This window comes from Vreelandella sp. 162(4c), assembly GCF_058152265.1.
Genome location: NZ_CM176981.1, coordinates 4,441,182 through 4,463,550 on the forward strand (window position 1 = coordinate 4,441,182; position 22,369 = coordinate 4,463,550).

A 22,369-nucleotide genomic window follows, 5' to 3' on the forward strand; every position below is an offset into this window, starting at 1 on the left:
AAATCACGCTTACTCATACTACCGCTTCCTGGTTTGTTACTGCGGTGTCTGCCGCTGTGCCTGTAAAGAGTGCATCCAGCGCTTCGATCAGCGCAACCGGCGCTGGCACGGCGTGTACGCCGCGGGCGGTGGTGCGGCTGCCACGCAGAAACACCGTCATCGAGCCGCCCAGGTGTTGGTGCGGGTCGTAGTCGGGCAGGCGGGCTTTCAGCAGCCGATGGAGGGCGAGCATATACAGCGCCGCTTGCAGGTCGTAGCGTTTTTCGAGCATGGCATCGCGTAGGGCGTCAGTGGTATAGGCGTTGTCGTCGCTGCCCAGGTAGTTGGATTTCCAGTCGAGCACATAGAAGCGGCCTTCATGCTCAAAGGCGAGGTCGATAAAGCCCTTGAGCATGCCGTTGAGGGTGTCGGCATCCAATACGGGGCGTGATACCCCTGGCAGTAAGTGGTCACTGACCAGCTCATCCAGCTTGCGCGTTTGTACCTGATGGGCGGCAAACCAGAACTCCAGCTCTACCTGATAGCTTTCGAGTTCGCATAGCGCCACTTGGCTGCCTTCGCTGGGCTCTGTCAGGGACGGGGACGGGGCTAGTGACAGAGAGTGAGGCAGGGGAAGCGGTGTGGCGAGCAGTTCTTCCAGCCAGCCCGCTAGGGTGTCGTGCCATGCCTGCCAGCCGCGCAGCTGTACGCGCCGCCGCAGCATATCTTCCCGTGCGGCGGGGTCTTCCAAAGCGCTGTTAAAACCTAGCTGGCCCGCCCACTCTAAAAGCCCGTGCAGAAAGGTGCCGGGGCCGGGGCCACGGGGAAATCTATGCAAATGAAACGCCTCGGTGTTGATGGCGTTGTCGTGGGGCTCATCCAGTACTTCCAGGGTGGTGGCTTCCTGGGGCGTGGTGGGTTCCGGCGCGGGCGTTGGCAGCGCCGCGCCTGGCATCGTTTCTGAGACGGCCCCTGAGGTACGCAGCGCCGAGTAGCTGGCGATCCACCACTGTTCTCGAGCGGGGCGTAGCGGGGTGCGGGCGTGGCCCAGTGCCTGCTGTTCCGGCGCTGGGGTGAAGCGCAGCGCGGTGGGTTCCGGGGCAGCACTTAAATCGATATCGCTGCCTTCCACCAGTTCGCCAAGCGCGTGGGTAAACGCGCTGGGGGCGATGGCTTTGCCGCCGTTGATCAGGTGGCCGATGGCGCTATTCTCGCTGCCTTTTAGCGCTGCTAGCCCTAGCCAGGTGGCGTGGCGGGCGCGGGTGAGCGCCACGTAGAGTTTGCGCAGGTCTTCGCCGAGGCGTTCGCGGTCGGCGGTGGCCAGCGTGGCTTCATCGGCGTTCAGGCTGAGTTGCAGCGTGCCGTCGCTAGCGTGCCAGCGCAGTGGCAGGTCGGTGTCGCTGACTGGGCGGTGGTTGGCGATAAACGGCAGGAACACCAGCGGGTACTCCAGCCCCTTGGATTTGTGAATGGTCACTACTTTGACCAGATCGGCGTCGCTCTCCAGGCGCAGCTTGTGGCTGTCGCCGTGGCTATCCGGGTCGGCAATGGCCTCGGCCAGAAAGCGAATCAGCGCGTGTTCACCATCCAGTTCCTGGCTGGCGTGCTGCAGCATTTCACCCAGGTGGAGCAGGTCGGTTAGCAAACGCTCACCCTCAGCGAACTCGCCCAGCAGCCGTGCGGCGATATCAAAATCGACCATTAAACGGCGCACCAGCGGCAGCACGCCCTGGCGCTGCCATAGGCGGTGGTAGTCGCTGAACTGCTCGACCCGAGCTTCCCAGGCCAGCTCGCTCTGGTTGAGGTGGTCGAGTTCTTCAAGGCTTAGCCCTAGTACTGATGTTGCCAGGGCGGCGCGCAGCTTGGCTTCCGCCTGACGTGAGTTGGCCTGGGGCTCGGCGCAGGCGCGCAGCCAAATGGCCAGCTGCGGGGCAATGGGAGAGCTGAACACCTTGTCGTGATCGGAAAGGTAGACGCTCTTGATGCCTCGGCTGGCCAGCGCTAGGCGAATCGCTCGTGCTTCCTGCAGGCCGTTGACCAGCACGGCCATGTCCGAGGGGGCCAGCGGAGTGAGTCCGTTATCGTCACTGTCATCAGCGGCTTTCGCAAAGCCCGCTTGCTGTTGTCGGCCTGCTTCCAGAAGTGCGGCCATGTGCGAGGCGCAGCGCTCGGCCATCTCGGTTTGGTAGGCGGTTTTGGAGAGCGGCTCTTCGCTTTCCAGTGGCCATAGGGTCATCGCGGGTAGCGGTTTGCCGTTGAGTACCAGCGTTTCCTTGGTGCCTTTGGCGTTAACGGGGTTGAACGGCAGCGGGTTTTCGCCGCCCTCTGCTCGAAACAGAAAGGCGCCGGCATCGTGCTGGTCGGCGTAGCTGAAGCAGTGGTTGACCGCTGCCACCATGGTGCGGCTGGAACGGAAGTTGGTGCCCAGTGTGACGTGGCGGCCATCGGTGTCATGACGGGCCTGCAGGTAGGTGAAGATATCTGCACCGCGAAAAGCGTAGATTGCCTGCTTGGGGTCGCCAATCAGCAGGATGGCGCTGTCGCGGCGGGGCGTTGCGACGTCATACACGGCGTTGAAGATGCGGTACTGGATCGGGTCGGTATCCTGGAACTCGTCGATCAGTGCCACGGGGAACTGGCGCTGGATCTGCGCGGCCAGGGCCTCTTTGTTGGGGCCTTTCAGGGCGCGGTCCAGATGGGTGAGCAGGTCGTTGGGGCCCATCTCGGCGCGGCGTTCCTGTTCGCGCTCCAGCCGGGCGCGGCACCACTGTACGGCGTGAATCAACAGGTCGTTGCGTGGCTCGGGCAGGGCATCCAGCGCTTTCGGTAGCTGTGCCAGCGCTTCCCAGGCTTGTGGGCAGGGCGGTGCGCCCTCTTTCCAGATATCGGCCATGCCGTCGGGGGTCATGCGTTTCCAGGCGGCGTCGGTGAGCGCGGGGCGGTCGGCCTCCGTTTCGCACCACTCGCGTAGTGCGCCTAGCCAATTGGCGCGGCTTTTGGCGTTGAAGCTCTGGCCCTTGAAGGCTTTGCGCGTGGCGGCGTCTTCCAGGGCGGGCACCAGTTCATCCAGCCAGGCGGGCCAGGGGGCTTTGAGCTCGCTGAGTTGGGCGCTGCGTTCGGCTTGGGTGGCGGCCAGGGTCTCGCTGGGTGCGGGTTTTGCGCTGCCCAGGGCTTCGCTTTCGGGCAGTAGCCGTTGCAGCGGGGCGTGCAGGTCGTCCGGTGATTTCCAGTAGCGGGTGACAATGTCGAGGGCGTCGCTGTCCAGCGGGTAGTAGAAGCTGCGCCAGTAGTCGCGCACCACTTCTTGTTCCAGTTCGCGCTGGTCGTTTTCCAGGTTGAGGGAGAACAGGCTGCCGCTGTCGAAGGCGTGTTCGCGCAGCATGCGGTAGCACCAGCTGTGGATGGTGGAAACTGCGGCTTCGTCCATCCACTCGGCGGCCAGCGCTAGGCGCCGTGAGCAGGCGGGCCAGGTGGCAGGGGCGTATTGGTCGCGGAGTTCTAGGAGCAACGGATCTAGTGCAACCGGGGCTTCCCCGGCGGCAAGCCTACGTGGAGGCGCTGTGAACCCATCCGTGGGCGCTACATTCAACATCCCTGTTGAATGACCTCCACTACGGCTTGCCCCCGGCGCCCCTCCTTCTACGTCCTCAGCTCGAAATACTTCTGCTGCTTCTACCAGCCGGTTGCGGATGCGTTCGCGTAGCTCTTGGGTGGCGGCGTTGGTGAAGGTGACGACCAGGATTTCCGGCGGCGTGAGCGGGCGCACGAAGGCCGTGTCGTCGTCAACGCTGTGCCCGCCGAGTACTAGCCGCACGTAGAGCAGCGCAATGGTGAAGGTTTTGCCGGTGCCCGCGCTTGCCTCTATCAGTCGGCTGCCGTGGAGCGGGAGGCTCAGGGGGTCAAGAGATGTGATAGAAGGCATGGCGGTATCCCGAGCAGTATTCACTGGTCAGCACGGCAGGGCGCTGTAGGACGAGGCTTGTCCAATGCTTATTTGAACACGAGAAGGTAGCTGGGTAGAAGTCGGGTTGTTCTGGAAGTCGTTACTATGGCTGTTTCAGGTTGCCTGTGTTCACTCAATAAATACGCCTCATTGTTTACAGTTGTTGAATAGGTTTTGGTCCTTAATTTAAAAGTACATTTTAACCAGTGCGTTTGAGTAGAGAGATAAAACGGGCGTGGCTTAGTCATAGAGACCGCTGTCTTTTATATATTTTATTTGTTGTTATAAAGGCGGCGTAATGGGGCGTTTCCGTAGGCTATTGATGATCGCCTCGGCTGCTTTAGTCAATATACGTCCCCTGCGAACACAGAGGATCGTTGTCGCAGAGGGGAGCTCGTTTTCTGCGATATCGACAATGGCCATGGTTTGGTGCTTCTCTTCATGGCTCACCGCGTAGTCGGGTAATATGGTGAGGTTACCGGTCTGCATAACGTGCGCCTTGATCAACTCGATGTGGTCGAGTTCGAAGCCAATCCTGGCGGTAAGACCCAGCCTTAATAGAGAGGTATCAAGCGCTCGCCGAGTATGAAACGTTGGATCGAGCATTGTAAGTTCGTAAGAGGTTAAGTCTTTCAGGTTCAACGTACTATGCTTGGCCAATGGGTGTTGGTGAGGCATGGCCGCCTTGAATTGGGTCGTGAATTTTTCAACGATACCGATATCAGGATAGAAGTCATCTTGCATGGTAATTCCGAAATCCACCTGATCATTTTCAAGGGCTTGGTAGACGGCCTCTGCCCCTGAAATACGCCCTTTGAATTCGACGAGTGGATGGGCTTTTTGAAACTCTGCGATGGCAGGGAACAGCCAGGCCCTGGCAACGCCTTCGATAGTGGCATATCTCACCGTGCCTGCCGTCAATCCGTGTATATCGGCTATCTTGGCTCTTGCCAGCTCCATTTCACGCATGGTGCGCTGCATGTGGAGCGCCAGAACCCTGCCTTCTTCCGTAAGCAGCATCCCATCCGCACAGCGATCGAACAGCGTTGTCTGGAAGCTGTGCTCAAGGTTCTGGATTTGGCGACTAATGGCCGAAGCGCTGACATGAAGGGAGAGTGACGCCTGGCGTATCGACCCCGTTTCCGCGACAGCCAAAAAGTACTTGAACATTGAAATTTGCATGTTGGTTCCCTGTTTTTTTAATTAAAACAATAATGTAGATAGGTGTTCACTTTTCGGCAACGAGTCGTGCTAACAATAGCGTTTTTCTCATACCCTGACCCTTCCTATCCTCTACCTTACTGCAATGCAGTACTTGGGTATCTCTTGATAGCGGCAATCGTGAGCTCAGTAAGCTATGTGAAGGCTTGTATAAAAACAGGTCTGTAAACAGGTCTGTAAATATAGCTTAAGGAAATTCGAGACGCTTGCTCAACACGGTTTGTTATAAAACTAACAAGTAAAGCTAAAAAGAGATGTTGGCTTTGGCTCTACGCTTAAAGGTGACTTAAATGTTGACAGGAATGAATCGGAAGTTGTTCTGGTTAGTGCTTATACTGGCACTTATCGGAAGCTGGCTTCCCTACTTTAATATTCTCAATGAACTGGTGTGGGTAGGCCCACTATCTCTTCCTCTGGCCTGGGTATTGACCTGTAATATAGTGCTGACACTTTGTGCCATTGCACTTTATCCCTGGATTCATAGAATAACCGCAGCACTTTGGATCACACAGTAGAGGAAGGAGGGCCAGCGCCGGTACCCTCTCGACTTTACCGACCAAAGTGAAGCAGAGAATGGGATACCGACAACTGACCCAGGCCCAACGATACCAAATTTTCGCTTACCTCGAGACTGGCATCAGCCAGCGACAGATAGCCAAGGCTATTGGGGTTCACAGCAGCACCATTAGCCGGGAGATAAAGCGCAATGGGCTTACTGCTGGCTATGCGCCTGAGCAGGCTCAATTGAGAAGTGATCAGCGTCGACGCAGCGCCTGGAAAGTGACGAAGCGACTGCCCAGCCTAATTCGATGGGTCACTGATCAACTGATGGACGAATGGAGCCCCCAGCAAATTAGTGGCTTCATGGCGAATGCCAACGGCGTTTGCGTAAGCCATCAGTGGATCTATGCGTTAATCTGGGACGACAAGAAACACGGCGGCGACTTATGGAAGCGACTCCGCTTACCACACCAGCGGCGCTATCAGCGCCGATTGGCCAAGCATGCGGGATTGGGCAAAATTCCACACCGGGTAGGTATTGAACAACGTCCCGCCGAAGTGGAAGAAAGGCGCCATATCGGCCATTGGGAAGGCGATACGGTGCTCAAGGGCCACAAAGAATCCGGCCTGGTGACCCTGGTCGAGAGACGCAGCGGATACCTCTTGGCAGCGCGCCTGCCGACAATCACGGCCACAGGAACGGCCAAAGCGATGACCCGGTTATTAAAACCACGCCGAGGTGCAGTGCAGACCATCACCTTGGATAACGGTTCGGAATTCGCCGAGCACCGACAGGTTGCCAAGGCCGTCTCGGCCAAGACCTATTTTTGCGACCCGTACCGCTCATGCCAGCGTGGCACCAATGAAAACACCAACGGACTGATTCGCCAATATTTCCCGAAAGGGACGGACTTCCGAAAGGTGAGCGACTCAGCACTGAGGCGAGTCGTTGCCAAGCTGAATAATCGCCCCAGAAAACGCTTGGGGTATCGGACACCGGCACAAGTGTTCCTGGGAGAGTATTCAGGAGCGCTGGAAACCGCGGGTGCTGCGCTTAATGTTTGAATTCAGGTCCACTCTACTTCAAGCCACTCTCTGAACGTATTGATGCATTTGAGCATCAGGAGGGCGGGCATGAATAGCACCGCTGTCACTATCATCATACTGATCGCGTTCATCGCTATCTTTGTCGTGATATCGCTGCGTGCCCGGCAGCATAATGCGTCGACCATTGACGATTACGTCGTGGGTGGGCGCTCCATGAATACCGCCCTGCTGCTGATGTCCATGGGGGCGACTTACTTTTCTACCTGGACGTTGCTGGGTTCATTCGGTGTCTATTATCGGGAAGGGATCTGGTTCGCGGGTTTTACCACCTGGGCGATTATTCAGGGCAGTGTGTTTATTTGGCTGTTTGGCACGCGCATTTGGTATATCGGTAAACGCTTTAACTTCATTACTCCTGGGCAAATGGTAGAGCACTACTACTCGAGCCCCACGCTTCGTTTGCTGTTTTCCATCGTCGGTATCATCGCCTTGGTGCCGGTGATGCTGATTCAGGTAACGGGCAGTGCCCGTGCACTGGAAAGCCTGACCGGCGGTGCTATCCCCTATGCCGTTGGGGTTATCGTGACCTCGGTGGTGGTCGGCTTTATCGTGCTCTGGGCGGGTTTCAGGGGCACCGCATGGGCGGATGCCTTTATGGGGACATTCTTTGCCACGGTACTGGTGTTTACGGCGGTCTTCATCATCGGTAAAGCGGGCGGCTGGTCGTTCCTGCAGAACGTGGCCGAAGTCGAGCCACAGCTATTGACGAATAAAGGCAATCCGGTGGCCATGCTGGAGTTATGGGTCGGGCTGAGTTTTGGCGCCTGGGCGTTGCCCCACATGTGGCAGAAGTTCTACTCGGCGCATTCAGCGAAAGTGTTGGGCAAGGTGGCCATGTTCACCCCTTTCTGGAACTCCTGGATGATGGCCTGCATTCCGCTGGTGATAGGCCTTTCTGCCAACATTCCTGGGCTGGTGCCAGGGGCGGCAGACAATAGCGATGCGATTCTGCCCCTGATCTTTGCTGAATATGCCCCTATTCTCGGCTCCTTTGTGGTTGCCGGTATCCTTGCCGCTGCCATTTCTACCATCAACAGCCAGTTGCTCTCTTCGGCAAGCCTGGTGGCTGAGGATGTATGGCGCAGGTTCTTCGATAAAGAGATGAGTGAAAAGCGTTTGCGGCTGGTCAATAAGGTGGTCATTGGGCTGATCACCAGCATTGTTCTGGTGCTTGCCCTTAGCCCTTCCGGGGCTGGCTACTTGGTGCCCGTCGCCTCCCTGGGCTTCAGCCTTGGCTTGCAGCTGGTACCCACCGCGCTGGGAATGCTCTATTTCCGCTGGATTACTCCCGCTGGGGCGTTAACCGGGATGGTGGTGGGTGTCATCACACTGTTCGTAAGCGCTGCTACCGATTTCACGCTGTTCTTTGGCCCGGGTATCAGCGCAATCATCGTCAATGGCCTGTTGGTCGCTGTTGTTAGCCGCTTTACCCAGGCTGCGCCAGTGAACGGTGACAATGACTACCATGCGCTGTTCGCTCAGCTCTATGGCAAGCAACCTACGCAAAAGGTAACTGCTCATGCAATCAGCTAAAAAAGTCGCCGTCGTTCAGGCGGGATCCCATCCCTTTGACCCTATGTTGACCGCTGAAAAGGGGGCAAGGTTAATCAGTGAAGCTGCCGCCAAAAAGGCAACGGTGGTGGTTTTTCCAGAAGCCTTTTTGGGGGGCTACCCTAAGGGTGCAAGCTTCGGTAGTCCGGTAGGCAAACGGACTGAGGAGGGACGTGATGAGTTTCTTCGCTACTACCGAAGCGCCATTGACCTTGATGGGCCGGAGCTGACCCTGATTACCGATGCAGCTCAGGCACATAACGTCTTCGTGGTCATGGGGGGGATTGAGCGTACGGCCTATACCCTCTATTGCACGGTACTTTATATAGATCCTGAGCAGGGCTTGGTGGGCAAACACCGCAAACTAATGCCTACTGGCGGTGAGCGTATCATCTGGGGGTTCGGCGATGGCTCGACGCTGCCGGTTTTCCAGACCGGTGCAGGTACGGTGGGTGCGGTGATTTGCTGGGAGAATTATATGCCCATGATGCGCTCGGCCATGTATGGCAAGGGGGTCGATGTTTACTGCGCGCCCACCGCTGATGACCGTGATACGTGGCTGGCCAGCATGCAGCATATCGCTCTTGAAGGACGTTGCTATGTGTTAAGCGCCTGCCAGTATCTGACTAGGGGCGATTTTCCCGACGATTATGACTGCCTGCTGGCACCGGCGAGTGAGCCGGAAACGATACTGATGCGAGGCGCGAGCATGATCGTAAGTCCCATGGGAGAAGTTCTTGCCGGCCCGCTGTTTAACGAGGAGGGCATCCTCTATGCCGAGGTCTCCCAGGACGTCATCGTACGCAGCAAGCTCGATTTCGACCCGGTCGGGCACTATGCCCGCCCGGATGTATTCAGCCTGCATGTGGATACAGAAGCGAAGTCGCCGGTAAGAAGTGACTGATCACGTTTAAGCTTGCTGTGAAATCAACTCATCCGATGGCTGTTTCATGCTCCACTGGATCAGCCATCGTTGAGATGGAGTATTGCCATGACTTTTCATATCGACTACCCCCGAGTGGTACCCGAGCGGCGGCCACCCGGTCATGAACCGGCGGCCCCCCGCTATACATTGCGCTGGACACGGCCGGTCAATCGACTCTGCTGTGTCTATTTTGGTATTCAGGGGCGCGAGCTTGCCTGGGATGACCAGGCGGCGTTTTTCAGCCGTATCAGGGACTCCTTTGTTATCGACTCCGCGCCGGAAGCTCACGAAACGCTGCGCTTTACCGATGAAGCGGGCTACACCAATGCGGTGCTGGTCGCTTACTGGACCGATCCTTCGGTCTATATGGAGTGGTTGCAGGATGCTGCGTATATCCAGTGGCTTGCACAGCCACAGCGCACTGACGATACGTTCGGCTATTGGCGGGAGACCATCCATGTCCATTATGACCGTCATGAAACGATCTACTCAGAAGGTAACTATCGAATAGGGTTTGGGCGTTGTCCTGACACCAAGGTGGTTCCCATGACTACCAACGGCTATTTTGGCGCTGCCCGTGACCGCTTTCCGGTCTCTGCGGTGGATCCACTGTCGAGCACCTTTAAAGTTAAGATGCCTGCACCGGGTAGTAAAACGACACTCGGGCGACGTTTGTTTGCTCAAGTGCCTCATAACCTGACCTCGATTCGATCCGGTCAGTATTGGGGGGAGGCGAAGCAGGAGCAGTTTGACGACTACGAGGAGTCATTACGCCCCAAATTGATGGAAGGTATGCAGTACTTGCTCGACAATAAGGAGGAAACGGGCACGCTCTGCTTGAGGGTCATGTCAAACCTTGATGATAACGGTGACGAGCGCTACGAAACCTCGGTACATGCTTACTTTTCCTCTTTGGAGGAGATGGAAAGCTGGGCCAGTTCACATCCTACCCATAAAACCATTTATGACCATGCCATCGCGAAGAACAGACAATATGGCAAAAAGCGTGAAGTGGTCACCTGGCACGAAGTCTTCCTGTTAACCGAAGGCGTGCCATTTGAGTATATTAATTGCCACCCTGAAACCGGTGTATTGCCGTTTTGCACGCTGTATGAGCGTTGTTAATATATGGTTAGTCGCTAAGAACGTCCTGACTCATGCCGCTTCCCCACTTTAACCAAGCGGGCGCGCTTCGGCTAAGACTCTCGCTTGGGTGGGGCTTGGCTCATCAGTCGATACATAGGTGACAATTTCCACCGGCAGTTTGAGGTATTCTTCGAGTATTTGTTTGAGTTCAGCACAAGGCTGTGGCGGTATCGCTGTCTGGGAGATCAACAGTAGATCAACGCCGCCGCCTCGCTTTGAATCATCTAGCCTTGAACCAAACACATGAGTTTCCACCGAATCACCAATAAACTCGCTCACACCAGAAAGAATGATTGCGCGATGTGTTTGGGTAATACGCATGAAGTCAGCTCCTTAACTGTATGACAGCCCCGCCACCTGATAATCTTATCGCCGAGCCACTTTAGGTGCATTTTAGTTTACGCTACCGGCGGCTTCGGTTCACTCTAACGATGGGATCTCATGCTGACATCGCTGCTGGATAATGACTTCTATAAGATCACGATGCAGAACGCCGTGATCAAACGCTTTCCTTATGCCCATGCGCGCTACGCCTTTATCAATCGTGGCGAGCATGCTTTTCCTGATGGCTTTGGCGCTGAACTTCGCTACGAAGTCGATAAGATGGCATCGCTGCGTTTGAGCGATGAGGAGAAGCGCTATCTCGAAATAACGTGCCCTTATCTCGACCCTACGTATCTCGATTTCCTTGCCGGGTTTCATTACAACCCCAGCGAGGTGATTGTAGAGCAGCAGGGGAGCGACCTTTCGGTGATCATCGAAGGGCCCTGGTACCGCACCATTCTCTGGGAAGTGCCACTGATGGCGTTGATCAGCGAGCTGTGGTATCGGTTGCGTGGTGTGACGATCACGCCTGACGCTGATGCGATGATTGAACAGCGCGCGCAGGAGAAGATCGAACTCTACCGCCGTTTAGGTCTGAAAATCGCTGAGTTTGGCACCCGGCGGCGCTTCTCTTCTGACGTTCACGACCGGGTGGTGGGCGCGCTTAGCCACCACGGTGGTGAGGCCTTCAGCGGCACAAGCAATGTGCTGATGGCCATGCGCCACGGTGTTAAGCCGATCGGCACCCACGCTCACGAGTGGTTTATGTTCCACGGTGCCCGCTTCGGTTTCAAAATGGCCAATAGCCTGGCGCTTGAGCATTGGGTAGATGTGTATCGCGGTGATCTGGGGATCGCCTTAACGGATACCTTTACCTCTAAGGCGTTTTACGACAGCTTCGATAAGAAGTTCGCCAAGCTGTTCGATGGCGTTCGCCACGACAGCGGCGACCCTATCGAGTTTGCCTCCCAGACCATCGACCACTACGAGCGCTTGGGCATCAACCCGCTAAGTAAGACGATTATCTTCTCCGACGCGCTAACACCGGAGAAGGTCGAGCGGATACATACCTTCTGCAAAGGTCGCATCGGCATGGCGTTTGGTATTGGCACCAACTTCACTAATGATGTCGGTGTTGAGCCGATGAACATGGTGATCAAGATGGTCGAGGCGCGCCCGGAAGGGCAGGGCTGGCTGCCGGTGATCAAGCTTTCCGACGTGGCGGAAAAGAACACCGGCGACCCGGAGATGATCTCGCTGGCGAAGCGCATCTTGTCGCTGAATGGGAAGAATGCTTAGCCTCTAATCTGTTCGAAACATGGAAACCGCTTGTGGCTGATACCTCCAAACCACCCCATAATCCTCATGATCGGTTCTTTCGTAGCGCGATGGAAAACCACGCCGTCGCGCAGGGGTTCATGCAACATTATTTACCCAAAAAAATCAGTGCTGCCTTGGATTTGGACAGTCTCAAGCTGGAGCATGATTGCTAAACTATGTGGTAGGAACAGGCAACGTGATTGACCTTGATCAGTTGATTGAAGAGAGCCATCGCTTGCCCCAGCCTATAGGAGATACCTTTATGACCATTGCCACCCAGTTGGAAGCCCGAGGTGAAGCGCGAGGTGAAGCCAAAGGCAAAATCGAGGGTAAAATCGAAACCGCTCGGAACCTCCTGCAAGAGGGGGCTGACCCCCAGTTTGTAGCCAAGGTGACGGGGTTGCCTATTGATGATGTTAAGCGCCTTCAGAACCACGCTGAATAAGGTAGGCTCTAATTTTTCACTGATCGGTGCAGTGGCGCATAGAGCGCATCGGTCAGCGTGGCGAAGCTGTGGCCAAGGGCACGCTCGTTGAATAGCTTTTCGAAGCTCGGCCATTGGTGGGCAAGGTAGGCGCTTTGGGCGACTTCGCCGGTTTGAAAGCGGCCGCCTTCGTAGGCGGTTTCGGCGGCGGCGTAGGCGTCGCTCTCCCTTGCGCTATCGGCTTCCAATTCCGGCGTGCCTTGTTTGGCCAGCCAGGCGAAAGCGGCTTGCGGGGCCAGCGGTAGCGGGGCCTGCATGCCATCGCACCAGGCTTTGAGCATGTTTTGTAGCTGGTAGCGGGCATTCTCGGCGTCTAACGGTTCCAGCCGCACATGGCCTGCTTTTGAGAGTAGCTGGGTGGTCATGGGGCGCTCAATGTTGCCCGCCAAGTGAGCGACCCAGGGGCGGAGCAGGTGCTGCCAGCGGTACTGACCACGGCCACGCCCTTGGCTGACCAGGCTACTGCTGAGCAGTAGCAAGCGGCAGCGGTTGCCCGCGTCATCCTGGCGAAGTTCTCCCAGCCAGTCTTCCAGCGTTACCTTTCCTTCAACTCTTTCAACATGCACTGCCTGGGGCACCGCCACTACTTGCGGCCACTCTTGCAACGCTTCTTCGTAGGCGCCAAACAGGGCGTCCATTGGTTCTGCCAGCGCTTCGCGCATCCTCTCTCCAAAGGCACCCACGGCTAGCACGCCCTGGCCTTTAAAGCGTTCCAGTGCTGCGTGCAGTGCTTCCACTCGCGGCAGGCCGTTATCCACGGCGTGGCGCTGGGCGGCGATTAACTGATCCTGTAACTGCCAGTTCTGTAGCCCGTCCAGAGTGAAGGGCTCGACATCCAGTTGGGTAAGCTCCTCCTGCTCGAAATAGACGCCCAGGCGGTTATTGAAAAACGCTTTGGCCGGTTCGCGCAGAAAGCCGCCTAGCTGGGCCAATGTTAAGGTGCTTTGTTGCTCGGTGTCCGGTTGAAGCGACGGTGGCTCGGAGCCTTGGGCGTTTTCGCTACGTGGTGCGTGCAGGGCGTGCCACTCATGAGCATAGGTAAACAGCCGTGCCTGAGCGGGGGAGTCGTTGGCTTGCTCGGTAAAGTAGCGGTGGCTAAACGGCTGCAGCGGGTGTTCAGTGGTCAGGGACTCCAAAAGCGGCTCGCCGTTTTGTGTGTGCCAGCCCGCTTCAAGATGGTCGCGCAGTTGGCCAACCAGCACCGAGGGTGGCATGGGGTTGTTGTCGACCTGGCTGCGCCCCACCCAGCTAATATAGAGCTGTTGGCGGGCAGAGAGCAGTGCTTCCAGAAACAGGTAGCGGTCGTCTTCACGCCTTGAGCGGTCGCCGGGGCGGTAGTCGCTGCCCATTAAGTCAAAATCCAGCGGCGGCTGCGAGCGCGGGTACTCGCCGTCGTTCATGCCCAGCAGGCACACATGCTTGAAGGGGATCGCACGCATCGGCATCAGGGTAGCGAAGTTGACTGCCCCCGCCAGGAAGCGCTGGGAAAGGCTGTGCTCATCGATTTGCCCTAGCCAGTGTTCACGCACCATGGAGAGCGGCAGCGGGTCAAAAAGTTCGGCCTCTTCGGTGCTGTCCAACAACTGCTGTAGCGCGGTCTCCAGCTTGGTGAGCATCACGCTTTCCTGGGCGTCGTCGGTCAAAAAGTAGGTTTCCAGCAGTTCGCGTAGCCGGGCCACCCAGCTGGCGGCATCGGTGGGCTGGCAGAAGGTCTCCCAGGTGCTTTCCAACTTTTCCAGCAGATTTGCCAGCGGGCCTGCCAGGGAGGCTTCCAGCCCGCCGATATCATCGAATGGCTCGATGCCTTGCCACGCCTCGGCACTTCCCACCGTATACCCCAGTAGCAACCGGCGCAGGCCAAAGGCCCAGGTGTTCTGGGTTAGCCCTTCGGGTAGATCCAGCCGGGTGCGCTGTTCGGCATTGAGCCCCCAGCGGATGCCTGCACCCTCGATCCAGCGGCTCAGGGTCGGCAGGTCGTGTTCATCGATGCCAAAGCGTGCGCGCAGCGCGGGCACTTCCAGCAAATCGAGCAGATCGCTTACCGAGAGGCGCAGCTCCGGTAAGCGCAGCAGTTTTTCCAGCGCAATCATCATCGGCAGGCGGTGGCGGCTGGCCTGATCCGAAAGGGTATACGGAATGTAGCGCGGGTCGTCGGGTCTAGCGTTCGCGTTATAGCTACCGAAAGCGGAGCGGTACTGGCCGAACACGGCTTCAATATGCGGCGCGTAGCGGTCAATATCCGGCACCATGACGATGATATCCCGCGGGCGCAAATCCGGGTCGGCGCTGAAGGCCGCCAGTAGTTGATCGTGAAGGATCTCCACTTCCCGCTGAGGGCCGTGGGCGATATGGAACACGATGGAGTCGTCGCTGGTCGGGTCTAGCGCGGGCCAGTGGGTTTGGGTTTCCGCTACCGGGCGCAGCTCGCGGATATCGTCCTGTAGCTGGCTGAGCAAGCAGTTGCGCTCTTCGCCGCTGAATGGCTCGAACATATCAATACGCAGTGCCTGCTGCTCGAATAGGGTTTGGTAGTTGCCCGCGTCGTCGTGTTCGTCGAGTAGGCGCAGGTAGTCGCGCCCCTGTTTACCCCAGGCGGCCAGCAGCGGTTGGGCGTGCAGGTGCAGGGCGTCGTCGGCATCGCCGGTGCCCAGCACATCCAGGGCGTCGGGCATGCCTGCCTTGCGTCGCTGGCGGTAGCGGCTGGCGCGGAGCAGGTCTTTGTGCTCGATGATATCCGCCCAGTAGTACTGGCAGGGGTTGTGGACGCAGAGCACGATCTGGCAGCAGCGCGACAGCGCCGCCAGGGCTTCTAACGTCTGTTGCGGCAGCGATGAGATGCCGAAAATAATCAATCGCCGGGGCAGGCCGGGTGGGCACGCTTGGCCTTCAAGCTGAACGGCGGCTTCCAGAAAGCGGCTGTGCACCTGGGCACGGCTGCTGTTGAGGCCCGCTTGGCCTAGATTATTAGCCACATCGTCGCGCAGTGCGCGCCACAGCTCTGGCTGCCATAGTTGGTGCGCTTCCAGCGGGCGGGCCTCGCCACGGGCGGTGATCAGCACATCGTTGCCCTTGGCCCAGGCGTCCAGCCAGTCGGCACGGTAGACCTGATACTGGTCGAACAGATCCGCCAGCCGCTCGGCCAGCTGGTAGTGCTTGCGCTGGTCGCGATCCACTTCTAAAAAGCGTGCCAGCGGCGCAAAAGCTTCCTGCTCGGCAAGGCTGGGCAGCAGGCGCAATAAGCGCCATATCAACCGCGATTTATCAAACGGCGAGGTTTCAGGAACGGACTGATCATCATGGGTCAGGTGCGTCAGCACCGTGCGGTAGGCCTGCCATAGAAAGCGCGCGGGCAGGGTGACGTTCAATGCTGCTGCTATGCCTGCACCGCCTTGGGCCGGGTCTTCTGCTAGCGCCAGCTTTAGCCACTGCCCAATGCCGTTGCTCTGCACCAGAATGGTCTCGTTCTCCAGCGGCGAGAGCGGGTGTCGGCGCATCCACTCCACTGCCAAACCGCGCAAATCTTCCAGGCGATTGGCATGTACCACCATAAAGCCCGGCGTTAACGGCGTTTGCGAGAGCAGAGAGTTTGCAGACATGCACGATGTTCCTTAGTTAATCATTCCTTTACGGCAGGGGCGGGATGACTAGGATATGTTGACGTTTGGGAATGAGGCACCGGCAAGATCAGCCGAACTCGCTGGTCAGAGGTGTTGCTACAAGCAAGGAATGGGCGATAAGCGCTCTAGCTGCCCGCTTCTGGCCGCGATAGCGGTTTAATAGATAGGCGCAACCCCAAGGAGTTGGCTACTTTGCTAATGGTCGCAAAAGCCGGGTTTCCTTCCCCCGATAGGGCTTTGTAAAGCCCTTCACGGCTCATGCCTACGTCTTTGGCGAGTTGGCTCATGTTGCGGGCACGGGCGATATCACCAAGTGCGGCGGCAAGAAGAGCAGGATCATTTTCTTCCATTACTGCATCAAGATAGGCCGCAATATCCTCCTCAGTTTGAAGGTAATCAGCAGTATCGTAGTGACTGAAAGTGACATTAGGAACGGTCATGGTGTTACTCCTTCCATTGCGCGGCAATGGCTTTGGCTAGTTCGATATCGTGGGATTGGGTGGCTTTATCACCACCGCACAGCAGAACCACGATTACTGGCCCTTTGGTAATATAATAGACGCGGTAGCCTGGCCCATAAGGAATTCGCAGTTCAGAAACGCCTTTACCGACCGGCTTCACATCTCCAGGGTTGCCCAGACTCAAACGTCGGATGCGGGCTTCAACCTTGGCGCGGGCACGGATATCGCGAAGCTCGCGTAGCCATCTATCGAAGACATCGGTTTTAATCAACTCGATCATGGTGATAACTATAGTTGGCAGTTCTGAGGGTGTCAACTTTGGTTGACGTCTAATCAAAAGCAAAGAAACGATGGGGGGAACGCTATGGTGTCAGGAGTTAATCATCTTGCGGGATGCGATATATATCGCCAAGCTATGCGGATACCGTGAACAACGCTAAGAGAGATTTCTAATGTCTGATTCATCGCAAAACTCCCGCCGCCACTCTTCCCAAGTAGTCGATGGCCCAGGCAAAGCCGCTAGCCGTGCCATGCTGCGCGCCGTGGGCTTTACGGATGCCGATTTCAAGAAGCCTCAGGTGGGTATTGCCTCTACCTGGAGCATGGTCACGCCCTGCAATAGTCATATTAACGAGCTGGCTGAGTTTGCCCGTGATGGTGCCGATGCAGGCGGTGGTAAAGGTGTTATTTTCAATACCATCACCATTTCCGATGGTATTGCCAACGGCACCGAAGGGATGAAGTATTCACTGGTGTCGCGGGAGGTGATCGCCGACTCCATCGAAACCGTCGCCGGTTGTGAAGGCTTTGATGGCATAGTCGCCATTGGCGGCTGTGATAAGAACATGCCGGGCTGTCTGATGGGCCTGGCGCGTTTGAATCGCCCCAGCGTGTTCGTCTATGGCGGCACCATTATGCCCGGCAAGGGGCATACCGATATCGTTTCGGTCTTCGAGGCCATGGGTGCGCACTCCCGTGGTGATATCGACCTGATCGAGCTTAAGAACATCGAAGAAACGGCGATCCCTGGCCCTGGCTCCTGTGGCGGCATGTACACCGCCAACACCATGGCGTCGGCGATTGAAGCCTTGGGCATGAGCCTGCCGGGTAGCTCGGCGCAAAATGCCATCTCCCAAGAGAAGCGTGACGACTGCAAAGCGGCGGGCGAGGCGGTGCTGGCGCTGCTGGCGGACGATATCAAACCCTCCGATATTATGACCCGCGAGGCGTTCGAGAACGCGATAACTGTCGTCATTGCTTTGGGTGGCTCTACCAATGCGGTGCTGCACCTTATCGCCATGGCGCGCACCATCGGCGTTGAACTGTCACTGTCCGATTTCACTGAAATAGGTAAGCGCGTACCGGTGCTTGCCGACCTGCGCCCCAGCGGCCACTACATGATGAGTGAGCTGGTGGCGATTGGCGGTATTCAGCCGCTGATGAGAATGCTGTTGGATGCTGGCTTGCTCAACGGCAACTGCTTGACCGTCACCGGCAAAACGTTGGAAGAGAACCTTGCTGAGGTTGAGCCTTACCCTGCTGAACCGCCGATTATTGCATCGCTGGGAAATCCGATTAAAACGGAAAGCCATCTGCGCATGCTCTACGGCAACTTGGCACCGGAAGGCGCGGTAGCGAAGATTACCGGCAAGGAGGGCACTCGCTTCTCTGGTTCAGCGCGGGTATTTGGCTCGGAAGAAGAGGCCCAGGCGCGTATTAACGATGGCACCGTCGTTGCCGGCGATGTGGTGGTGATTCGCTATGAAGGGCCGAAAGGTGGCCCCGGCATGCGTGAAATGCTCACACCGACCTCGGCGATTATGGGCCGTGGTTTGGGTAACGACGTGGCGCTAATTACCGATGGGCGCTTCTCCGGTGGCAGCCACGGTTTTGTGGTCGGCCATGTGTCACCGGAAGCTTTTGACGGCGGCCCGTTGGCGCTGGTGAAAGATGGCGATACCATCACCATCGATGCTGAAGCGGATACCATCGACGTTGACCTCTCCGATGAAGAGCTGATGCGCCGCCGCGCCGCCTGGCAGCAGCCAGAACCCCGCTATACACGCGGTGTGCTGGCTAAGTATGCGCGTTTGGTTAGCTCGGCCAGCACCGGCGCGGTGACCGACCAGGAGTAATCCGTGTTGTCGTTATGAGCGTATCCTCATGAGCACGCTGTCATAAAGAATTAAAGCGTAAGGCTTAGTATAAAAGCCTTGCGCTTTTTTATTGGAATAACAGGTGGCCGAAATGGTGGAGCAAACGCAGGCACGTGGGCGCATAGGTGAGGTGTTTTGGGTATTTTTAGCACTCGGCTTAACGTCCTTTGGCGGCCCGGTAGCGCACCTGGGGTATTTTCGCACGGCCTTTGTGGAACGGCGCCAGTGGCTCTCTGAGCAGGCCTACGCTGATCTAGTGGCGCTGTGTCAGTTCTTACCGGGGCCCGCTAGCAGCCAGGTGGGCTTTGCTCTTGGCCTATTGCGCGCGGGGCCTTGGGGGGCTGCCATGGCGTGGCTGGCGTTTACACTGCCCTCGGCGATTATCCTGGTGCTGTTTGCGTTTGGCGCGGCGGTGCTGGATGGCCCTATTGGCAGTGGCATTATCCATGGCTTAAAAGTGGTGGCGGTGGCGATTGTTGCCCACGCGGTGTGGGGCATGGCGCGTAATCTCTGCCCGGATAAAACCCGCACGGGAATCGCGCTTGCGGCGGTATTGACGGTGGTGCTGGTCAGTGGCCCACTGGGTCAGGTGTCGGCGATTGTGTTGGGGGGCTTAGCCGGGCTAGCACTGTGTCGCGATAGCGCTGCCGCTACGGCAAGTGAGTCGCTGCATTTTCCGGTGACGCGTAAGGCAGGCATGGTGGCGCTGGGGGTATTCGCAGGGCTGTTGATTCTGCTGCCGTTATTGGCGGGGATGGCGGTTTGGCTGGATATCGCCGATGCGTTTTACCGTTCAGGCGCATTAGTGTTTGGTGGCGGGCACGTAGTGCTTCCGCTGTTGGAAGCGGAAGTGGTGCAGTCGGGTTGGCTTACGTCGGATGAGTTTTTGGCTGGTTACGGTGCCGCCCAGGCGGTACCGGGGCCGCTGTTTACGTTTGCGGCTTACTTAGGCGCGCTGCTGCCCGGTATCAATGGTTTAGTCGGTGCTTTGCTGGCGCTGCTGGCAATCTTTATCCCCGGCTTTTTGCTGTTAGTGGGCGTGCTGCCGTTTTGGAATCAATTTCGTCAGTGGGGCAGTGCCCAGGCGCTAATGCGCGGTGCCAATGCGGCGGTGGTAGGCATTTTAGGCGCAGCGCTTTATCAGCCGGTGTGGACGAGTGCGATCATTGGTGCAGAGGAGTTTGCCCTGGCGTTAACCGGTTTCTTGCTATTAACCGTATGGAAGCTGCCCGCTTGGGTAGTGGTGGTTGTTGTAGCGTTTGGGGGTATTGCGATTGCGCCATGAGCCGTCATTACGAACGAAGTGAAGTAATCTCGGGATTGGGGTAGGCGTGAAAAAAAGCTTTCTTGGCAGACCGCCGGGAGGCGGCCTGCGTGGAGTGGAGAAGTGGGAACAGCAGAAAAAGTGTCTGCTATGGCGCCTCCAGCTCTAAGGTGCGACGCAGGGCGTGAAGTTCATCTACCCCCAGGTGCTCTAGCCTTCCGGCGAGCAAGTCGCTAATTTTCTGAACGGGAAGCCCTGCCCGGCGGGCAATTTCTCGGCTTCCTAGGTCTGATACGGCGATCAGACGCGTGATAATACGCATTAATCGCGTACGTTTTTCAAGTTCCCTGACGTCGAGGTCAGGGCTGCTTCGCGGAGGATCAAGCTGTTCCGCAGTGGCAGTTGCGCGTGCCGTGCTCATGTGGCTCCATCAGTCTGAAATGACAATCACACAATGCCGCCAACCGGTGAGTATTTCAATGCCTATTTTGATGAAAATTTCACGACCTCAGCAAAGCCCGCAAACGCTGTGGCTCTGGTAGACTATTCGCCTTCCTATTTTGATGTGCGCCTAACCCGGCGCACGCTGTTTTTTAATTTAGTTTCGCTTTTATAGGCCTTTGGCCGAGGAGTTTTGCATGTCGTCGAACAGCGCACCCAAGGTGGGCGTGATCATGGGATCCAAGTCTGATTGGCCAGTCATGGAACACGCTGTTTCCATGTTGGAGCGTTTGGGCGTGGCTTATGAAACCCGTGTAGTGTCGGCGCACCGCACGCCTGACCTGCTGTTCGATTATGCCAAGAGTGCTGCTGAGCGTGGCTTACAGGTAATTGTGGCGGGCGCGGGCGGCGCTGCGCACTTGCCAGGCATGGTGGCCTCGCAAACGCCGCTACCGGTGCTGGGTGTGCCGGTGGAGTCGAAAGCGCTCAAAGGTTTGGATTCGCTGCTCTCCATTGCCCAGATGCCCGGCGGCATTGCGGTAGGCACCCTGGCGATTGGCAAAGCGGGCGCGACTAACGCTGGTTTGTTAGCGGCGCAGATTGTTGGCCTGCAAGATGCGACCGTACGCAGTGCGGTCGAGGCGTTCCGCGCGGAGCAGACACAGAAAGTCCTCGACAACCCTGATCCGCGCCCCGAGCCGGAAGCGGAATAAGGAGTCTGGCTATGAACTCTGGTATTGCAAAAAACATTGGCGTACTGGGTGCAGGTCAATTAGGCCGCATGTTGGCGCTAGCGGGTTATCCGCTGGGTAATCGTTTCACTTTTTTAGATACTACGGGTAATCCCAGTGCTGGGATTGGAGATGTAATTGTCGATCCTAATAACCAGCACCTGGCTGAGTTTTTGGCCAAGGTTGATGTGGTGACCTACGAGTTCGAACACCTGCCCGTTCAACTGGTGCGCGAGATTGAGCAGCACAAGCCGGTCTACCCCAGCAGCCGCGCCATTGAAGTGTGTCAGAACCGGGTCGAAGAGAAGACGCTGTTTGATCGCTTAGGCATTCCGACCCCCGCTTACCGAGTGGTCGAGAGTGCCGAGCAGCTTGAAGCTGCCGCCCGTGAGCTGGGTTGCCCGGTAGTGGCTAAATCGGTCACTGAAGGCTACGACGGCAAGGGGCAGGCGGTATTGAAGCAGCCTGAGCAGGCTGGCGAGGCGTGGAGCGCTATTGGCCATTCGCAGTTGGTCGTTGAAGCATTTGTCGATTTCGTGCGTGAAGTCTCGATGATTGCCGTTCGGGGGCGCGATGGCGAGGTGGTGTTCTACCCCATGGCCGAGAACCAGCACGTAGACGGCATCCTTCGCTACTCCGTGGCGCCGCTGCCGGATCTGGATGCCAGCGTTCAGCAAACCGCTGATGGCTATATTCGTGCGCTGCTCGATGAGCTGGATTACGTGGGCGTGCTGGCGCTAGAGCTGTTTCAAACCCGCGATGGCAGCCTGCTCGCCAACGAAATGGCGCCCCGGGTGCATAACTCCGGCCACTGGACGATGGATGGCGCGGTGACCAGCCAGTTCGAAAACCACCTGCGCGCGATACAGGGCTTGCCCTTAGGCGATACCCAGGCGATTGCCCCCACCTGCATGATTAACGTGATTGGCCGTGAAGGCGATAACGCAGCGATTCTAGCGCTTGCCAATACGCACCTGCATCGCTACGACAAAGCCGAGCGCGCCGGGCGTAAGCTTGCCCACGTCAATATCCTCGCGCCTAATCATGCCGAACTGCTGGAAAAAGTGAACGCCTGCAGTGCGTTACTGCCGGAAGCACCGCCTCCCGCTTTGAGTTTTGCAATCAAACAGTAGTGATCGAAAGCCGCTTGCCAGCAAGCGGCTTTTCATTTCACCTTGCCCATTGGGAGGTGGGGGCT

At 57.4% G+C, this 22,369-nt stretch carries 18 protein-coding genes; 11 read left to right on the forward strand and 7 right to left on the reverse strand.

The genetic code is table 11. From position 1 onward, the window contains the following. Positions 1-13: 13 nt before the first annotated feature. A complete protein-coding gene (gene recB, locus AC4EYZ_RS20500; protein WP_490203987.1) occupies positions 14-3,901 on the reverse strand; it encodes an exodeoxyribonuclease V subunit beta in 3,888 nt (1,295 codons plus the stop codon). 303 nt (positions 3,902-4,204) lie between these two features. Further along, on the reverse strand, positions 4,205-5,104 hold the full coding sequence (locus tag AC4EYZ_RS20505; RefSeq protein WP_474192949.1) for a LysR family transcriptional regulator: 900 nt from the start codon (positions 5,102-5,104) through the stop codon (positions 4,205-4,207). A gap of 612 nt (positions 5,105-5,716) precedes the next feature. On the opposite strand from AC4EYZ_RS20505, the gene AC4EYZ_RS20510 reads away from it, so the two are divergent. The 4 genes from AC4EYZ_RS20510 to AC4EYZ_RS20525 all read left to right on the forward strand — a co-directional run bounded on the left by AC4EYZ_RS20510 (position 5,717) and on the right by AC4EYZ_RS20525 (position 10,352). Further along, positions 5,717-6,709: an IS30 family transposase gene (locus AC4EYZ_RS20510; RefSeq protein WP_490203942.1), complete on the forward strand. Its 993-nt coding sequence runs from the start codon at positions 5,717-5,719 to the stop codon at positions 6,707-6,709. A 69-nt stretch (positions 6,710-6,778) separates the two neighbouring features. Beyond that, a complete protein-coding gene (locus tag AC4EYZ_RS20515) occupies positions 6,779-8,284 on the forward strand; it encodes a sodium:solute symporter family protein (protein WP_474192554.1) in 1,506 nt (501 codons plus the stop codon). Then, on the forward strand, positions 8,271-9,206 hold the full coding sequence (locus AC4EYZ_RS20520; RefSeq protein WP_474192553.1) for a carbon-nitrogen hydrolase family protein: 936 nt from the start codon (positions 8,271-8,273) through the stop codon (positions 9,204-9,206). The genes AC4EYZ_RS20515 and AC4EYZ_RS20520 overlap by 14 nt, the downstream gene beginning before the upstream one ends. An 87-nt stretch (positions 9,207-9,293) precedes the next feature. Then, complete coding sequence (locus AC4EYZ_RS20525; protein ID WP_035538796.1) at positions 9,294-10,352, forward strand: phenylacetaldoxime dehydratase family protein; 1,059 nt, start codon at positions 9,294-9,296, stop codon at positions 10,350-10,352. 48 nt (positions 10,353-10,400) lie between these two features. Here AC4EYZ_RS20525 and AC4EYZ_RS20530 read toward each other — a convergent pair whose 3' ends face one another. Next, positions 10,401-10,694, reverse strand: coding sequence for a nucleotidyltransferase domain-containing protein (locus tag AC4EYZ_RS20530; protein ID WP_027960116.1), 294 nt, complete (start codon positions 10,692-10,694; stop codon positions 10,401-10,403). A gap of 120 nt (positions 10,695-10,814) precedes the next feature. Here AC4EYZ_RS20530 and pncB point away from each other — a divergent pair, with 120 nt between their 5' ends. Genes pncB through AC4EYZ_RS20545 form a run of 3 tightly spaced genes read left to right on the forward strand, consistent with a single transcriptional unit; the run spans position 10,815 to position 12,462 of the window. After that, positions 10,815-11,996, forward strand: a complete 1,182-nt coding sequence (pncB, locus tag AC4EYZ_RS20535) for a nicotinate phosphoribosyltransferase (RefSeq protein ID WP_474192552.1) — start codon at positions 10,815-10,817, stop codon at positions 11,994-11,996. Between the two features lie 32 nt (positions 11,997-12,028). Continuing rightward, complete coding sequence (locus AC4EYZ_RS20540) at positions 12,029-12,190, forward strand: Rpn family recombination-promoting nuclease/putative transposase (protein ID WP_081742650.1); 162 nt, start codon at positions 12,029-12,031, stop codon at positions 12,188-12,190. A gap of 23 nt (positions 12,191-12,213) precedes the next feature. Next, positions 12,214-12,462 (forward strand): RpnC/YadD family protein, encoded by a 249-nt coding sequence (locus tag AC4EYZ_RS20545; protein WP_155706220.1) that lies wholly within the window; start codon positions 12,214-12,216, stop codon positions 12,460-12,462. Between the two features lie 8 nt (positions 12,463-12,470). Here AC4EYZ_RS20545 and recC read toward each other — a convergent pair whose 3' ends face one another. The 3 genes from recC to AC4EYZ_RS20560 form a co-directional block, all read right to left on the reverse strand. Then, positions 12,471-16,097: an exodeoxyribonuclease V subunit gamma gene (gene recC / locus AC4EYZ_RS20550; protein WP_490203988.1), complete on the reverse strand. Its 3,627-nt coding sequence runs from the start codon at positions 16,095-16,097 to the stop codon at positions 12,471-12,473. 146 nt (positions 16,098-16,243) lie between these two features. Then, a complete protein-coding gene (locus tag AC4EYZ_RS20555; protein WP_022522689.1) occupies positions 16,244-16,558 on the reverse strand; it encodes an addiction module antidote protein in 315 nt (104 codons plus the stop codon). 4 nt (positions 16,559-16,562) lie between these two features. Beyond that, positions 16,563-16,859: a type II toxin-antitoxin system RelE/ParE family toxin gene (locus tag AC4EYZ_RS20560; protein WP_022522690.1), complete on the reverse strand. Its 297-nt coding sequence runs from the start codon at positions 16,857-16,859 to the stop codon at positions 16,563-16,565. Between the two features lie 172 nt (positions 16,860-17,031). On the opposite strand from AC4EYZ_RS20560, the gene ilvD reads away from it, so the two are divergent. Further along, positions 17,032-18,714, forward strand: a complete 1,683-nt coding sequence (gene ilvD, locus AC4EYZ_RS20565) for a dihydroxy-acid dehydratase (protein ID WP_490203989.1) — start codon at positions 17,032-17,034, stop codon at positions 18,712-18,714. Positions 18,715-18,826: 112 nt separating this feature from the next. Next, positions 18,827-20,020 carry a chromate efflux transporter gene (gene chrA / locus AC4EYZ_RS20570; RefSeq protein ID WP_490203990.1) on the forward strand — a complete coding sequence of 398 codons (1,194 nt, stop codon included), beginning with the start codon at positions 18,827-18,829 and terminating at the stop codon, positions 20,018-20,020. A 127-nt stretch (positions 20,021-20,147) separates the two neighbouring features. Here the strand turns inward: chrA and AC4EYZ_RS20575 are convergent, their stop codons facing one another. After that, complete coding sequence (locus AC4EYZ_RS20575; protein WP_008958942.1) at positions 20,148-20,420, reverse strand: XRE family transcriptional regulator; 273 nt, start codon at positions 20,418-20,420, stop codon at positions 20,148-20,150. 217 nt (positions 20,421-20,637) lie between these two features. Between AC4EYZ_RS20575 and purE the strand changes: the two genes are divergently transcribed. Both purE and AC4EYZ_RS20585 read left to right on the forward strand, forming a co-directional pair. After that, positions 20,638-21,153: a 5-(carboxyamino)imidazole ribonucleotide mutase gene (gene purE / locus AC4EYZ_RS20580; protein WP_022522693.1), complete on the forward strand. Its 516-nt coding sequence runs from the start codon at positions 20,638-20,640 to the stop codon at positions 21,151-21,153. Positions 21,154-21,164: 11 nt separating this feature from the next. Continuing rightward, positions 21,165-22,304 (forward strand): 5-(carboxyamino)imidazole ribonucleotide synthase, encoded by a 1,140-nt coding sequence (locus AC4EYZ_RS20585; RefSeq protein WP_490203991.1) that lies wholly within the window; start codon positions 21,165-21,167, stop codon positions 22,302-22,304. The last annotated feature ends 65 nt before the right edge of the window (positions 22,305-22,369 follow it).

What these genes read in the sequence shown, in the direction of transcription:
- recB (WP_490203987.1), bottom strand. Translation starts at nt 3,901, where the DNA reads ATGCCTTCTATCACATCTCTTGACCCCCTGAGCCTCCCGCTCCACGGC.
- AC4EYZ_RS20505 (WP_474192949.1), bottom strand. Translation starts at nt 5,104, where the DNA reads ATGCAAATTTCAATGTTCAAGTACTTTTTGGCTGTCGCGGAAACGGGG.
- AC4EYZ_RS20510 (WP_490203942.1), top strand. Translation starts at nt 5,717, where the DNA reads ATGGGATACCGACAACTGACCCAGGCCCAACGATACCAAATTTTCGCT.
- AC4EYZ_RS20515 (WP_474192554.1), top strand. Translation starts at nt 6,779, where the DNA reads ATGAATAGCACCGCTGTCACTATCATCATACTGATCGCGTTCATCGCT.
- AC4EYZ_RS20520 (WP_474192553.1), top strand. Translation starts at nt 8,271, where the DNA reads ATGCAATCAGCTAAAAAAGTCGCCGTCGTTCAGGCGGGATCCCATCCC.
- AC4EYZ_RS20525 (WP_035538796.1), top strand. Translation starts at nt 9,294, where the DNA reads ATGACTTTTCATATCGACTACCCCCGAGTGGTACCCGAGCGGCGGCCA.
- AC4EYZ_RS20530 (WP_027960116.1), bottom strand. Translation starts at nt 10,694, where the DNA reads ATGCGTATTACCCAAACACATCGCGCAATCATTCTTTCTGGTGTGAGC.
- pncB (WP_474192552.1), top strand. Translation starts at nt 10,815, where the DNA reads ATGCTGACATCGCTGCTGGATAATGACTTCTATAAGATCACGATGCAG.
- recC (WP_490203988.1), bottom strand. Translation starts at nt 16,097, where the DNA reads ATGTCTGCAAACTCTCTGCTCTCGCAAACGCCGTTAACGCCGGGCTTT.
- AC4EYZ_RS20555 (WP_022522689.1), bottom strand. Translation starts at nt 16,558, where the DNA reads ATGACCGTTCCTAATGTCACTTTCAGTCACTACGATACTGCTGATTAC.
- AC4EYZ_RS20560 (WP_022522690.1), bottom strand. Translation starts at nt 16,859, where the DNA reads ATGATCGAGTTGATTAAAACCGATGTCTTCGATAGATGGCTACGCGAG.
- ilvD (WP_490203989.1), top strand. Translation starts at nt 17,032, where the DNA reads ATGTCTGATTCATCGCAAAACTCCCGCCGCCACTCTTCCCAAGTAGTC.
- chrA (WP_490203990.1), top strand. Translation starts at nt 18,827, where the DNA reads ATGGTGGAGCAAACGCAGGCACGTGGGCGCATAGGTGAGGTGTTTTGG.
- AC4EYZ_RS20575 (WP_008958942.1), bottom strand. Translation starts at nt 20,420, where the DNA reads ATGAGCACGGCACGCGCAACTGCCACTGCGGAACAGCTTGATCCTCCG.
- purE (WP_022522693.1), top strand. Translation starts at nt 20,638, where the DNA reads ATGTCGTCGAACAGCGCACCCAAGGTGGGCGTGATCATGGGATCCAAG.
- AC4EYZ_RS20585 (WP_490203991.1), top strand. Translation starts at nt 21,165, where the DNA reads ATGAACTCTGGTATTGCAAAAAACATTGGCGTACTGGGTGCAGGTCAA.